This window comes from Stenotrophomonas sp. 78350_Sma, from assembly GCF_056482105.1.
In genome coordinates, this window is the sequence record NZ_CM151182.1 from 2,094,624 (window position 1) to 2,109,265 (window position 14,642).

A 14,642-nucleotide genomic window follows, 5' to 3' on the forward strand; every position below is an offset into this window, starting at 1 on the left:
CGCCCCCCGTTGACGGTCAGACCCAGGCGCCTGATCCCAACGGAGTCAAGCCTCCGAGGAGGCATCCCCGCGGCGGATGGTATGAGCCTGGAGAGGAGGTGGATGACGCCTCGGACGTTGAGGAGGCGTTGCCAGCGGTACTGGCGGAATGCAAGAAGCTCATCCTCGGGATGGAGAACAAATCCGTTGATCAGCGAAAGGCGTCCCTCTGGGTGTACGGGATCGGGCTGGTTGCGGGCACGGTCATCGCACCTGCACTTACGGCGGCGAACGCTGCCAAGCACGCCGGTGCGATAGCCGGACTAAGTGCATTGGGGGGCGCCTCGGGTATGGCGGGAAAGGCGCTGGAGGACTCTGGGTTTGGGGGATCCGCGGCAATTGCTGATCGTAGAGCCGTCGCTGACGTGATTCGTCTGAAGCTCCCAGTGATCACGGATCGCAGAGAGGCGTCGCACGATCGACGGAAGGCGCTTACGGAAATGCAGGCTGCATGCTTTGCCTACGATCTGACCACCCCGAAGCCCATCCAGTCGTCAACAACCGGCAAATGAACAAGGAAGGGCCCGCTCTCCGGCGGGCCCTTCTCTTTTACACCCGGCGCCAAGCTCGCCGCCGTCACCTTCCTCCGGGTGAAGAAGGTGGGCAACATCGGCGAGCGCGCCATCAACACCATCGTCGTGCGGTACGACATGCCCGATACCTTGGTGGCCCTGAAGGGAAAGGGTATCGGGAGGAAGCGCCCGAAGACCCCGACGGCGATGGACGACACGTTGCGTCTGTGGGTGAGGCCGATTGAATTTTCTGTTGGGGCAGTCGGCATGTGTTCCAGATATGGCAGTAGAATCCGCGCCAGTCCCCTCTCTTCCGGGTCATCATGTCGATACGAGTAGCGTGCCTGTGCGGGAACGTCGCCATTGAGCTGGCTGGAGAGCCGGTCGCACGCGCCAACTGCCACTGTTCATCGTGCAGGGACTTCTACGGTGTCACCATGTTCTCCGCGACGGCTTGGGAGGCTTCGTCGGTTCAGATGGCCTCCTTCGATGCGCGAAGCTTCAGCCACCCCCAGAAGCAGCTGAAGAAGACCTTCTGTGCTACGTGCGGCGAGGTTGTGTTCGGCACGAACCGTCTGGGCATGTGTGTCGTTCCCAACGCCATGCTCGCCCGCGCAGGCGGCGGATGGCTGGACGTTGCCATGGCGCCCACAATGCATCTCTATTACCGGCAACGCGTAGTTGAGGTTCGCGATGAGTTGCCGAAGTACCTTGATGGCTGGGACGGCCCTACCTACCTGCAGGGCTGAAGCTGCGACTGTGATGGTGCAAGGGCATTGTCGCCGGACAACATTCAACGGCTGCCGCGCAACGTGACGGCGCTGGGCGGGCCGCTCACGATCAGTGGACCAGACCACACAGGCATCCTCATGCCCGCACAGTTGCAACCGGTCCAACCACTGCATTACCCACGTATCGCTGGCTGGCTCGATTCGCTTGCAGCGACGCAACGCTGGGCCGGCCCAGGCGTTGCGTTTCCTCTGCTGCCCGAAGCGTTCGCACAGACGCTTGAACTGGGTGAGCGCCCCGGTTGGGTGCTGCTGGACGGGGAGGGCGCGTGCATGGGGTTCGGCCATTACTGGTTGAGCGCGCCCGGCACCGCCCACCTGGGCCGCATCATTGTTTCGCCACAGGCGCGTGGGCGCGGCCTGGGGCGGGTGCTGATGCAGTTGTTGGGTGCCGAGGCCCTGCGGTCGCCTGGAGTGCAGCGCCTGACCCTGCGCGTCTACCGTGACAATGTCGCAGCGGTGGCCCTCTACCGCGATCTCGGCTTCCAGCCGGTGGAAGACGCTTCGACGCCGGAGCTGCTGTTCATGCAGCGCAGCGGGGTCTGATCCAGCCTCAGCGTCGGCTACTGCGGGTGGGGGCGGTATCTTGATCATTTCGGTACTTTTCACAAGTCTGGCGCCGGGCCCGATATGCTGGGCCCCGGAATCCAGCCGGATCAGCCCGTGGACCGCATTCCCCAGCTTCTGGAACAGGAAGAGTCCATGCGCCTGGAGGTCAGTACGCTGGCTGAAGGCTTGGGTGTTCCACTGTCGTTCGGGCACGCGTATCTGGCGGTGCTGGTGTGCGTGTCCGGGCGTGCGCGATTCGCACTGAACTTCCGCGAGGTGGCGGTGCAGCGGCACGACGTGCTGGTGCTGGCGGAGGATACGCTGGCGCTGCTGCGGCAGCGTTCGCGCGGTTTCCTGGCGGTGGTCTGCCTGATGCCGAAGGCGTTGGCCTCGGAGGTCGCCTACGTGCTGCCCAATGCATTGTTCAAGTTCCTGCACGAGCACCCGCATTGTGTGCCGTCACCGCTGGAGGTGCCGCTGCTGCAGGGCTGGCTGCAGCAGTTGATGGACGCGCAGCACAACGGCGGCCGCCATCGGCACGTGATGCTGCGCAACCTGCTGCAGACCTTGTTCCTGAAGTTCGCCACGCTGCTCCCGGCACACTACGAGGCCGCGCCGCAGGTCGGCCGGCGCGAGCGCCTGGCCTGGAACTTCTGGGAGCTCGTTGGCCAGCGCAGCACGCGCCAGCGCGACGTGCAGTCCTACGCCGAGGCGCTGTGCATTACCCCGTTCTATCTCTCGCAGTTGACCCGGGAATGCTTCGATGAAACGCCGAAGGCGCTGATCGACCGCCAGGTGGTGCTGGAGATCAAGGCCCTGCTGAGCTACAGCGAACTGCCGATCGGACGCATCGCCGAACGCCTGTGCTTCGAGGATGCGTCCTACCTGTGCCGCTACTTCCGGCGGCATACCGGCCAGTCGCTGACCGGCTACCGTCGCGCCGGGCAGGGTGACGCTAGTGCGATACGAACAGCGGCGCCGGAACTTCGGCCAGCAGATCCTCGGTGACGCCGCCGAGCACGCGTTCGACCACGCGGCTGCGGCTGTAGGGCCCCAGCACCAGCAGATCGGCTTCGGCATCGAGTACATGCTGGCGGATGGTGGCGGCAACGCCCCCCTGGCTGGAGCTGATCGCCTGGATTTCGACCTCGACGCCATGCCGCGCCAGATGCTGGGCCATTTCGGCGCCCGGCGCGGCTTCAGCCTTGGGCGTGTCGACCATCAGCAGGTGCACGGCCTGCGCCCGGGCCAGCAGAGGCAGGGCATCCGCCACGGCACGACGGGCCTGTTTGCTGGCATTCCAGGCCACCACGATACGCCGGCCGACCTGCTCGCCCTTCCAGTGCGGCGGCACCAGCAGCATCGGCACGCCGGTCTGGCGCAGTGTGCCCAGTGGGTGCCAGCCGGAAGGAGCGCCGGGCGTACGCGGATAGCCGGCGACGATCAGATCGCAGTAGAGCGACTGCAGGGCCAGATCGGCGCCGCCCAGATAATCCGAGACGATGCGCAGTTCGGTGCTGATCTGCAGCGGCTCGGCGGTGTCGCGCAGGTTCTGCATCAACTGCGCGGTGCAGGCGGCGTCGGCGCGGGCTTCATGGTCGAGTGCGGCGGCGATGCCCGCGCCACGCGCGAAACCGTTGGCGATGTCGGTGGGATGCTGGGCGGTCGATACCGCGACCAGATGCGCCTGCTGCGCCTTCGCCAGATGCGCGGCAATGCTCAGTACGCGGTCCCCGGTATCGCTGGCGTCGAAGAGCACGGCGATGTCGCGTAGCGGATGCAGCATGGCGTTGTCTCCTTCGATGCCTGTGACGCGTTCCCTGCCGTGCACCGACCCGGGTGCACCGGACGCAGGTGTGTTGTAGCGCATTCGTGATTCGAGTGAATCAAATATGATTCAGTTTATTAATTGATGATTCATGCTAGCGTGATCGGACTCTGCATCCAGGCCCCTCCATGCGACCTGCCACTGCCCGCACACGCCGCGACCTGCACCACGCCCTTGCTGCCACCCTGGTCAGCCATCCTCGCTGCACGCTCAGCGAACTGGCGCGCGGGGCAGGCATCAGTCGCGCGACCCTGTACCGGTTCGCGCCAACGCGGGAGGCGATTGACGAGGCCTTGTTCGCGGCGGGATTCGAACGCCTGGAAGCAGCGGCAAGCTCGTTCGATGGCAACGTGGATGCACAGCAGGTGCTGGAGCAGGTCACGGCAGCGCTGCTGGCCGACTGGGAACTGGTGACGCTGGTGTTCGCGCGCATGATGGAAGAGCAGCAGCGCCAGGGTGACCTGCATCTGCTGCCGGAGCGCTGGGCTCCGATCGGTGAACGTTTCGAGGCGTTTTTCCTGCGCGGCCAGCGAGTGGGTGAGTTCAACGTGGAGTTCACCGCGGTGTGGTTGGCCGACTTCTACTGGACCTGCTTCTACGGCATCACCTGGTCGCTTGCGCGCGGCCGTCTGGCCCCGGCAATGGCCGCATCCACGCTGTTGGCCTCGTTCCGGCATGGGGCGATGAAGGGCTGATCGTGGCGCCCATGGCGCATTTCGTGCCGACAAGACCTACGGAACCTGCGCCGAATTCGCGTGACGTCTTGCCGGAAAGGGCGTTCGCGCTGCCGGAATCGTGCACGGTGCCGCACTTCCGGATTGCTACAACTGTGGTCGTCGAACAACGCCGGAATCGGCAAAATTAAATGAGACGTTCATCACACTTTTGTTGCGGTGCGGTATCGTAGTCACTGAAATTCATACCTGACCTACGAGGTCCAGGGACGGTTGTAGTGGCCATCGAGCCGGCAGAACGTGCTTCGCGCGCGTTGCGTGGCTGATGAGTTCGTCCCAGGCGACCTACTGAACAGCGGCCTCTGCGGGCCGCCCGGGGAAATCACCATGTGGCAGTCGACGACGTCGCGCATTCGCGCGGGCGGTGGATGCGTTCATCCCAAGAAAAACACCCGATGCGTGCGGCCCGGCCGCTGGATCGCGCTTGTCCTGATCCTGCTGCTGTCGATGGTGGCGCCATCGTTTGCCTGGGCAGCCGCCTACGCCACGGGTGGCAGCAGCCCGTATCGCAATACGGTGTTGTGGTTGACCTGGGGGGGCGGTGCCAACGGCGTCGACAACGTCGTGCTCAATGATGGGGCGCTGTCGTCCATCGACATGCCGATTGCCGCGGGCATCAACCTGCGCGTCGATTGCCGCTTGAACACGGCCGAGACCGGCGTGCTGCGCAGCTATCGGCCAGGCAACTGGCGCGGCGACAGCCTTGATGATCTGTACAACATCGGTGGTACCGATTCGAGCAACCAGCTGATCGCTGGCATCGCGCGCACCGCCGGCACCTCCAGTTTCAGCATCACCTGCACCTCGACCATGGGTGGTGCCCCGTACCGCCTGCGCGGTGTGGTGATGGCCGACGCCGAATCGATCAACAACAGCGGCGAGTTCGTCGAAGCCAGCGCGCAGGGCACCTGGAACGTGGTGGAGGTTCGCAAGAACCTGGCCAATGCCACCCCCTATCTGGTGAACAAGTCGACCAGCGGTGGCAACCAGGTGATCCGCTTCGGTCCCGGCAACGACGACAACACGGCTGCCGTTACCTTCCTCAGTTTCGACAATGCCGCACACGCGCCGGGCAACCTGGCGGTGAACATGGGCTTCTCGATGCGCGGCGGCGGTACCACCGCCATCGCCATCGGCCTGCTGGTGCCGTATGCCGACTTTGGTGACGCCCCGCAGAGCTACGGCGATGCGATGCACGTGGTGGACGATCTGCAGTTCCGTTCCGATGGCATTCCGCAGGGCGCCAGCAACTTCAACATCAACACCGCCGGTTACACGCCGGGTGGCCTGGCACCACCGCTGACCGATTTCCTCGGCAGCCTGGGCCCGGATACCGAACAGAGGAGCAGCTACAGCGCGGACGCGCTGGGTGATGACAACTTCCCGCAGGCGGGCAGCCGTGAGGAAGACGCGTGGCCGACCAGCTACCGGTTGACGGTGATGCAGGCCGGCACGCTGATCACCCAGGCAGTGGCCTGCGTGGGCAATGGCAGCGTCGCAGGCTGGATCGACTTCAACCGCAACGGCCAGTTTGATGCCAACGAACGCAGCACCACCGCGCTGTGCAGTGGTGGCCAGGCCAACCTGGGTTGGACCGTGCCGACGTCGGTCAGCGCGGGTACCAGCTACGTGCGCCTGCGCTACGCCACCAACGCCACGCAGATACAGAGCCCGACCGGTGTGGCCGATGACGGCGAGGTGGAAGACCACCGCATCACCATCACCGCTCCGTCGCTGAAGGTGGTCAAGGGCAACAACGCCACCGGTGGCATCTGGAACTACGGGCAGGCCGGCACCCAGTACACGCTGGCGGTGAGCAATACCAGTGATGTGCCCACCGGCAATCCGCCGAATGTGCCGGCGGGCGCGATCATCGTGCGCGACCAGCTGCCGGCCGGGATCGTGCCGAACTGGACGGGTGCCCATGTGAGCGGCAACTGGAGCTGTACGGCCAGTGGCCAGGATGTCACCTGTACCAGCAGCCAGGTGCTGGCCGCAGCCGGCAACCCCGGCTCCAGCTCGGCGTTCACGCTGCCGGTGACGGTCACCGCGGCTGCGACCGGCGTGCTGACCAACCATGCCAGCGTGGGCGGCGGCTACGATCCCTTCAACAATGGCAATCCGCCGGCACCGGGCAGCAGCTGCACAGACGCCGACCATTGCACGCGCAGCGACGTGACCGTGCCGGTGACGCGGGTGGGCTACGCCAAGCGTTCGAACACCACCGGCCCGGTCGCGGTAGGCGCGACCGTGAGCTACACGGTGGATGTCACCGTGGCCGACGGCAACACCCGCGATGTGCTGACCTTCACCGACACCCTGGGCACCGGTCTGGATTTCGCCAGCGTCAGCGGCCCCGGTGCATTTACCTGCAACGCGGCCAACCCGCTGGTGTGCACGCTGCCGGCGGGCACGGTGCCGGGCACCTACAGCCTGAGTTACACGGCCACGGTGAATGCGCAGGCCAGTGGCCAGGTGGTCAACACCGTGGTCGGCACGGGCACTGATACACCCACCTGCAGCAGCAACTGCACCACCACCACGCCGGTGGCGGCGCCGCGCATCTCGGTGTCGAAGGCCAGCGGCACCGCCGGTCCGGTCGCCATCGGCGACAGTGTTGCCTATACCGTGACGGTGCTGGTGGCAGACGCGCGCACCACGGCGGTGACCACGCTGACCGACACGCTGGGCACCGGCCTGGACTTCGGCAGCGTCACCAGCGCGGGTAGCTTCAGTTGCACGCCAGGCAATCCGCTCGTCTGCACGCTGCCGGCCGGCACCGTGCCGGGCAGCTATGCGTTGTCGTACACCGGCGTGGTCAATGCGCAGGCCAGCGGCCAGGTGCGCAATGCGGTGGTGCCCAGCGGCACCGACAACCCCTCCTGCGTGGGCAGCTGCGACACCACCACGCCGATGGCCGCCGCGCAGGTGGTCTATGCCAAGCAGGCCTCGACCGGCGGCCCGGTACGGGTGGGTGACCGCATCGACTACACCCTGACTGCGACGGTGACGCGTGCGCGCACCAGCGCCGTGGTCACGTTGACCGACACGCTGGGCAACGGCCTCGATTTTGCTGGTGTCAGCAGCGCAGGCATCTTCACCTGCAACGCCGCCAATCCGCTGGTGTGCACGCTGCCGGCCGGCACCGTGCCTGGCACCTACAGCCTCACCTATGGCGCCACCGTCAACGCGCAGGCCAGCGGCAGCGTGCGCAACGCCGTGCTCGGCAGCGGCACCGACAACCCGTCGTGCAGCGTGAACTGTGACACCACCACCCCGGTGGCGACACCGGGCGTGAGCTACGCCAAGTCGGTGAACAGCACCGGTCCGGTTTCAGTGGGCGATCGCCTGACCTACACCCTGACCACGGTGGTGACCAACTCGCGCACCACCGATGTGGTGACCCTGACCGATACGCTGGGCACCGGCCTCGACTTCGGCGCGATCACCAGTGCGGGCGCCTACACCTGCAACGCCGCCAATCCGCTGGTGTGCACCTTGCCGGCCGGTACCGTGCCGGGCAGCTACAGCCTGACCTACACCGCGGTGGTGAACGCACAGGCCACCGGCCAGGTCACCAACGCCGTGCTCGGCAGCGGTGGCGACAATCCGTCGTGTACCGCCAACTGCGGTACCAGCACGCCAGTGACCGGCAGTGCGATCGACTATCGCAAGACCTCGGCCGCAGCCGGTTCGGTGAAGGTGGGTGACAGCATCGCCTACACACTGTCCGCGGTGGTCAGCAACTCGCGCACCACGGTGGTGTTCACCCTGACCGACACGATGGGCCCCGGCCTGGACTTCGGTGCGGTGACTGCCAGCCAGGGCTTCAGCTGCAATGCCGCCAATCCGTTGGTGTGCACGCTGCCTGCCGGTACGGTGCCGGGCACCTACACGGTGGACTACACCGCGCGGGTGAACGCGCAGGCCAAGGGCAGCGTCAGCAACGCGGTGCTCGGCAGTGGCACCGGCATCAACACGTGCACCAGCAACTGTGGCACCACCACGCCCGTACTGTCGGCGGTGGTGACCTACCGCAAGCAGTCGAGCACCGTTGCCCCGGTTGCCGTGGGCGATGCGGTGGACTACAGCGTGGAAGTGACGGTCGCCAACTCGCAGACCCTCGATACGCTGACCCTGACCGATACCCTGGGCACCGGCCTGGACCTGCAGTCGGTCACCCAGCCGGGACCGTTCACCTGCAATGCCAGCAATCCGCTGGTCTGCACGCTGCCTGCCGGCACGGCGCCGGGCACCTATACGCTGGGCTACCGCGCGCTGGTCAATGCCCAGGCCAGCGGCAGCGTGCGCAATGCCGTACTCGGCACCGGCGGTGACACGCCCACCTGCAGCAGCGACTGCAGCACCGAGCACGCGCTGGCCGAACCGCGCGTGGTGCTGGAGAAGCAGTCCGGACCTGCCAGTGGCACCGAAGTGCGACCAGGCGACCGCCTGCGCTACACGCTGGTGGCCACGGTCGAGCGCGCTGCGCTGCGTCGTCCGCTGCAGCTGGTGGATACGCCCGATGCCGGCTTGAGCATCGAGAGCCTGCCGGCCGGATGCGTCCAGCAGGGGCCGGACATCGTCTGCACGGTGCCGACGGGTACCTCGATCGGTCGCCACGAGTTCGCCTACCAGGCCGTGGTCAACCAGGAGGCCCGCACCGAGGTGCTGAACCGCTTGCGCGGGCAGTATCCGGATGGCTCACCGCCGCCGGACTGCACGACCTGCGAGACGCGCCACAAGGTAGTGTCCGACTTCGCCCTGCGCATCACCAAGACTGCGAGCCCGCGCCGGGTGAAGGTGGGCGACCTGGTGCGCTACCAGCTGGTGGTCGAGAACGTGGGCGGCAGCCATTGGCGTGATGGCGTAGTGGTCGACACCCCGCCGCCAGGCTTCAGCTATGTCGATGGCTCGATGCGCGTGGCCGACGATGACGGTGCATTCTCGCTGGCCAGCAGCCAGGTACCGCTGCGCATCGGTGCGGTGGACATTGCCGTGGGCCGCAGTGCCACCATCACCTACCTGTTGCGGGTGGGCGCCGGCGTGCGCGCGGGCAACCACGTGAACCAGGCGGTGGCGACGGCCGATGACGGCAGCCCGTTGTCGAACGTGGCCACTGCCGAAGTGGCGATGGATGCCGACCCGCTGCTGGAAGACAGCCTGGTGTTCGGCACCGTGTTCGATGATCGCGACGGTGACGGTTGGCAGGACAGTGCCGAGCTGAGCGGCGTGCGCGTGCAAGGCGGATTCGCTGCTGCGGCCTACGTGCCGGGCTCGACCACGCTGGATCGTGGCGAAGGCCCGCAGCCGCTGGCCGATGCCAGCGCGCCGCTGCTGCACGGGGTGCAGATTGGCGTGGTGCATGGCCGCGCGTCCACGTCCGACACCGCTGAGGCGCATCAGGTGGTGCTGCGCCAGCGCCTGCGCGAACTGTCCTTCAGTGATGACTTCGTGCTGGAGAGCGCGCAGGGCCATCGCCTGCGGATGGACGCGCAGGGCGCCACGCGCGTGGAACGCAGTGGTGAGGCCGGCAAGGGCTTGACCGCGGCCGAGCCGAGCGTGCGCCGCGAGATCGCCCGTGTCGCCGAGGGCTATGAAGTGGCCTACGTGATCGGCAACGAAGGCATCCAGGAGCAGGGCATTCCCGGTGTACGCCTGGCCACGGTGGAAGGCCTGCTGGTCGAGACCGATCCGTTCGGGCGCTACCACTTGGCTGACGTGCACGGTGGTGACGCGCGCCTGGGCCGCAACTTCATCATCAAGCTGGACCCGGCCACGCTGCCGGCCGGTGCCGAACTGACCACCGAGAATCCGTTGCTGCGGCGGGTGACGCAGGGCGTACCGACCCGCTTCAGCTTCGGCGTGCGGCTGCCGCCGTCGCCGCAGGCTGCCGCCGAGCGCATGGAGATCGCGCTGGGTGAGGTGCTGTTCGCGCCGGGCAGCAGCGAGCTGCAGGCCAGCTATCGCCCGGTGCTGAAGAAGATGGCCGAGGTGGTGGACCGCTACCAGGGTGGCGACGTCGTGATCGCTGCCAGTGGCGAAAGCCAGGCGCTGGCCTTCGCCCGCGCGGCGGTGGTGCGCGATGCGTTGCAGGCCGAGGTTGTGGAAAGTGCCCGTGCGGGCCTGGCCGTGCAGCTGCGCACCGACGTGCGCGATCCGCACTCGCTGCTGGCCGGTGTGGATGCCGGTGGCGCGCTGCTGGGCAACGTGCTGTTCGACACCGACAAGGCCACCGTACGCGACGAGTTCAAGCCGCTGCTGGCCGCTATCGCCGCGCGTCTGGAAAAGCTGGGCGGTGGTCAGGTCAGCCTGGTGGGTCACACCGATGTGCGCGGCAGCCATGCCTACAACCAGGCGTTGGGCCTGCGTCGTGCCAACGCCGTGTTCGAGGCGCTGCGCAGCCAGCTCAGCCCCGCCGTGCAGCAGCGCCTGCGCGTTCGCAACGAGGAGAGCGCCGCCACCCGTGCGGCTGCCCGTCAACAGGAGGCACGCCGATGAGCGCGCATCACTCAGCCGCCCGCCGTGCGGCCCGCCTGCCGCGCGCCGCGCTGTATCAGGCCCTGCTGCTCGGCCTGGCCGGTGCCGCCCAGGCCGCGCCGCCCGCCGCCGAGCCGGCGCCGATCCGTTGTGACGGCACCCAGTGCAACGCCGAGGGCGAACTGTTGTTCAGCCTGCGCTCGCGCAGCTACGACGAACCGGTGACCGAGGGCACCTCGTCGCGTTCCAGCTCGCAGGCCCTGCAACCGGACCGCCGGGTCAGCCTGGCGATTGATGAGCCGGGCAGGGCCACCGTGCGCGGTGAGTTCATGATCCGCCTGCCGGAAGGCGGCGCGATCTGGGCCACCGAAGACCCGGCGATGGGCCAGCCGGAACTGTCGGTCTCCGCACCGGGCATGGTCGCCTTCGACGAAGGCCGCATCGTGCGGCCGGTCGAGTTCTACGTGCGTGGCAACTACACCGCCTTCATCCAGCGCCTGGAAGTCAGCGTCTACCGCGGCAGCGACACGGATCGCGTGGCAGCACTGGCGACGTTCGAACTGCCGGTGGCCGCCGTTGCCCAGGGCGTGTGGGATGGTACCTTGCCGGCCTCGACGCCGCTGCGTCGGGGCGACCGCCTGGTCTATGTGCTTCGCGCCTTCGATGCCGAGGGCAATGTCGATGAAACCACCGCGCAATCGATGCAGCTGGTGACGCCGGCGGAATTCGAGCGCGGCAACCAGCAGTTGCGTGACGCGCTGGAAGACCGCCGCGGTACCTCGGTGGACGCCAACCAGGCAGCATCGTTGTCACTGCTGCAGCAGGTGTTCGATGGCAATGGCCTGCGCCAGCAGAACATCCCGGTGCATGGCTCGCGGGTGCGCCTGCGCGGCCGCGACCTGCCGCTGGGGGCGTCGCTGAAGATCAACGGCGACAGCTACCCGCTGGACCAGGATCGCAAGTTCGCCGCCGAGTACCTGATGCCGATCGGACATCATGCGTTCGACGTACGCGTGGAGCGGCCGGATGCACCGGTCATCGCACGCACGCTGGAGGTCGATGTCAGCGGCCAGTACCTGTTCGGCGTCGGCCTGGCCGATATCACCGTGTACCAGAACAAGGCCAGTGGGGCAGGGCAGGACCTGGCCCGCGGCGAGCGCAACGATGACGTGCTCAGCGATGGCCGCCTGGCGTTCTACCTGAAGGCCAAGACCCGCGGCCGCTACCTACTGACCGCGCAGGCCGATACCCAGAACCGTCCGCTGGATGAGTTGTTCACCGGCTTCACCACGGCCGATCCGCGCGACCTGTTCCGCAGCCTGGACCCGGACCTGTACTACCCGACCTACGGTGACGACTCGTTGACCCAGCGCGATGTCGACAGCATGGGCCGCTTCTACCTGCGCATGGACTGGGACAAGAACCAGGCGTTGTGGGGCAACTACAACACCGGCCTGACCGGCACCGAATACGCGCAGTACGTGCGTTCGCTGTACGGTGCGGCGCTGTCGTGGCGTTCGCGTGGCGCCAATGCCTGGGGCGATGCGCGCAGCGAGCTGCGCCTGTTCGGCTCACAGGCCGAGACGGCGCCGGGCCACAGCGAGTTCATCGGTACCGGTGGCAGTCTGTACTACCTGCGCCACGCCAGCATTCTCAGCGGCTCGGACCAGGTGGTGCTGGAAATCCGTGACCGCACCACCGGCCGCGTGGAGCAGCGTGTGCCGATGGTGCGGGGTGCCGACTACGAGATCGACGCCCTGCAGGGTCGCATCCTGCTGACCCGGCCGCTGGCCCAGGTCAGCCGCGAGAACCTGCGCCGGATCAGCCGCGACGTGCCGCTGGACGGCTATGAGCAACGCCTGATCGTGGACTACGAGTGGGTGCCGGCCGGATTCGACAGCGATGACATCACCGCGGGTGTGCGTGGCAAGCACTGGTTCGGCGATCACGTTGCCGTGGGCGCCACCTACGTGGACGAGCAGCGCTCCGGCCAGGACTATTCGCTGAGGGGCGCGGACCTGACCCTGCAGGCTGGGCGTGGCACCTACCTGAAGATCGAGCACAGCCGCAGCGAGGCGACCAGTGCGCCGGTGTTCTTCTCGGACAACGGCGGTCTGAGCTTCAGTCGGCTCAATCCGGAGGGGCCGCGCGAAGGCGAGGCGACCGCAGTGGAAGCGCGCGTCAACCTGCGCGAGCTGGGCTGGACCCAGCGCGACTGGAGTGCCGGGGCCTGGTGGCGCCAGGTCGATGGAGGCTATTCGGTGGGGCGCTTCGACACTGGCCAGCGCGTGCGCGAGCAGGGTGCCGAGCTGCTGGGTTACGTGACCGACGACTTCAGCCTGTACGCCCGCTACAGCGAGGCTCGCCGTGGCAGCGAATCGCTGATCCAGGCACAGGCCACCGCCGAGTGGCGGATCGGCGAGAACGACCGCCTGTCGGCTGAGCTGCGTCGCGTGCAGGAAGACCGCGGTGCGGGCGGCAACGTGGCCGGTGTGCTGGCCGCCGCCCGCTACACGCACCGCATCGGCACCTCACTGGATGTGTACGGCGGAGGCCAGCTGACCGTGGATGATGACCATGGCCGCTATGCCGACAACGATGCGGTGGTGGCCGGTGGTACCTGGACCTTCGCCAACCTGTCCACCGTCGGTGCCGAGGTGAGCGATGGTGACCGTGGCACCGCCGCGCAGGTCAACGCCGAGTACCGGCTGACCCCGCAGCACAGCTTCTATGGTGCGTTCACCCAGTCCACCGACCGCAGCGAGTACGACCCGTTGTTCAGCCCGAACGCACAGGATGGCTGGACCCTGGGCCAGCGCTGGCGTCTGTCTGATCAGGTCAATGTGTTCAATGAAAGCCAGTTCCTGAAATCCGGGCAGGAGTCTGGTCTGGCACACACCTTCGGCATGGACTTCTATCCTGCGGTGGGGTGGAACGCGGGCTTCACGCTGAGCAACGGCAAGCTTGATGCCAGCAGTGGCCAGGTGGACCGCAAGGCGGTCAGCCTGTCCGGCGGCCGTACCGCGCCGGGCACCGAGTGGCAGAGCAAGCTGGAATGGCGTCGCGATACCGGCGCCGAGCGGCGCACGCAGTGGGTCAGCACCAATCGCCTCAGCCACCGCCTCAACGACAGCTGGCGCATCGCGGCGCGTTTCAACTATGCCGACACCGACGATGCGATCAATCCGGTGGCGGGCGCGCGCTTCATCGAAGGCAACCTGGGCTTCGCCTACCGGCCGTGGGACAACGACCGCTGGGCGTTGTTCGGTCGCTACAGTTACCTGTACGACCTGTCGACGATGGGCCAGGTGAACGGCGTGGACTACGATCAGCGCACGCAGATCCTGTCGCTGGAGGGCGTGTACCGCATCGACCAGCGCTGGGAGGTGGCGGCCAAGGCGGCGCGGCGCGAAGGCGAGGTGCGTTATGGACGCGGCACCGGCCCCTGGTTCGACTCGGCCACCAGCTTCGCTGCGGGACAGCTGCGCTATGACCTGTATTACCAGTGGCACGGCCTGCTGGAGTACCGCGTGCTGGACGTCCGTGACGGCGGCAGCAGGCAGGGTTGGCTGGCCGGTGTCGATCGCGATATCGGCCGCAATTTCCGCGTGGGCGTGGGCTACAACTTCACCGACTTCAGTGATGACCTGACCAAGTTCGACTACACCCATCGCGGGTGGTACCTGAACCTGGTGGGGCGCTATTGAGGAGC

The 14,642-nt window shown here is 66.9% G+C and carries 8 protein-coding genes; 7 read left to right on the forward strand and 1 reads right to left on the reverse strand.

All coding sequences use genetic code 11. The features are described 5' to 3' along the window. Positions 1-98 precede the first annotated feature (98 nt). From ACZK4H_RS09840 to ACZK4H_RS09855, 4 genes are all read left to right on the forward strand, one after another. Entirely contained in the window at positions 99-551 is a 453-nt protein-coding gene (locus ACZK4H_RS09840) for a hypothetical protein (RefSeq protein WP_049430985.1), read from the forward strand. A 323-nt stretch (positions 552-874) separates the two neighbouring features. Further along, complete coding sequence (locus tag ACZK4H_RS09845) at positions 875-1,300, forward strand: GFA family protein (protein ID WP_099552869.1); 426 nt, start codon at positions 875-877, stop codon at positions 1,298-1,300. Between the two features lie 120 nt (positions 1,301-1,420). Next, positions 1,421-1,885 (forward strand): GNAT family N-acetyltransferase, encoded by a 465-nt coding sequence (locus tag ACZK4H_RS09850; RefSeq protein ID WP_099552868.1) that lies wholly within the window; start codon positions 1,421-1,423, stop codon positions 1,883-1,885. 117 nt (positions 1,886-2,002) lie between these two features. After that, complete coding sequence (locus ACZK4H_RS09855; protein ID WP_099552927.1) at positions 2,003-2,896, forward strand: AraC family transcriptional regulator; 894 nt, start codon at positions 2,003-2,005, stop codon at positions 2,894-2,896. Here the strand turns inward: ACZK4H_RS09855 and ACZK4H_RS09860 are convergent. Continuing rightward, positions 2,844-3,674: a universal stress protein gene (locus ACZK4H_RS09860; protein WP_099552867.1), complete on the reverse strand. Its 831-nt coding sequence runs from the start codon at positions 3,672-3,674 to the stop codon at positions 2,844-2,846. The genes ACZK4H_RS09855 and ACZK4H_RS09860 overlap by 53 nt on opposite strands. 170 nt (positions 3,675-3,844) lie before the next feature. Here ACZK4H_RS09860 and ACZK4H_RS09865 point away from each other — a divergent pair, with 170 nt between their 5' ends. From ACZK4H_RS09865 to ACZK4H_RS09875, 3 genes are all read left to right on the forward strand, one after another. Continuing rightward, positions 3,845-4,411, forward strand: a complete 567-nt coding sequence (locus tag ACZK4H_RS09865) for a TetR/AcrR family transcriptional regulator (RefSeq protein WP_099552866.1) — start codon at positions 3,845-3,847, stop codon at positions 4,409-4,411. 438 nt (positions 4,412-4,849) lie between these two features. Then, entirely contained in the window at positions 4,850-10,951 is a 6,102-nt protein-coding gene (locus tag ACZK4H_RS09870) for a CshA/CshB family fibrillar adhesin-related protein (protein ID WP_239503748.1), read from the forward strand. Next, a complete protein-coding gene (locus tag ACZK4H_RS09875; protein WP_099552865.1) occupies positions 10,948-14,637 on the forward strand; it encodes a TonB-dependent receptor in 3,690 nt (1,229 codons plus the stop codon). Before ACZK4H_RS09870 ends, ACZK4H_RS09875 begins: the two co-directional genes overlap by 4 nt. The last annotated feature ends 5 nt before the right edge of the window (positions 14,638-14,642 follow it).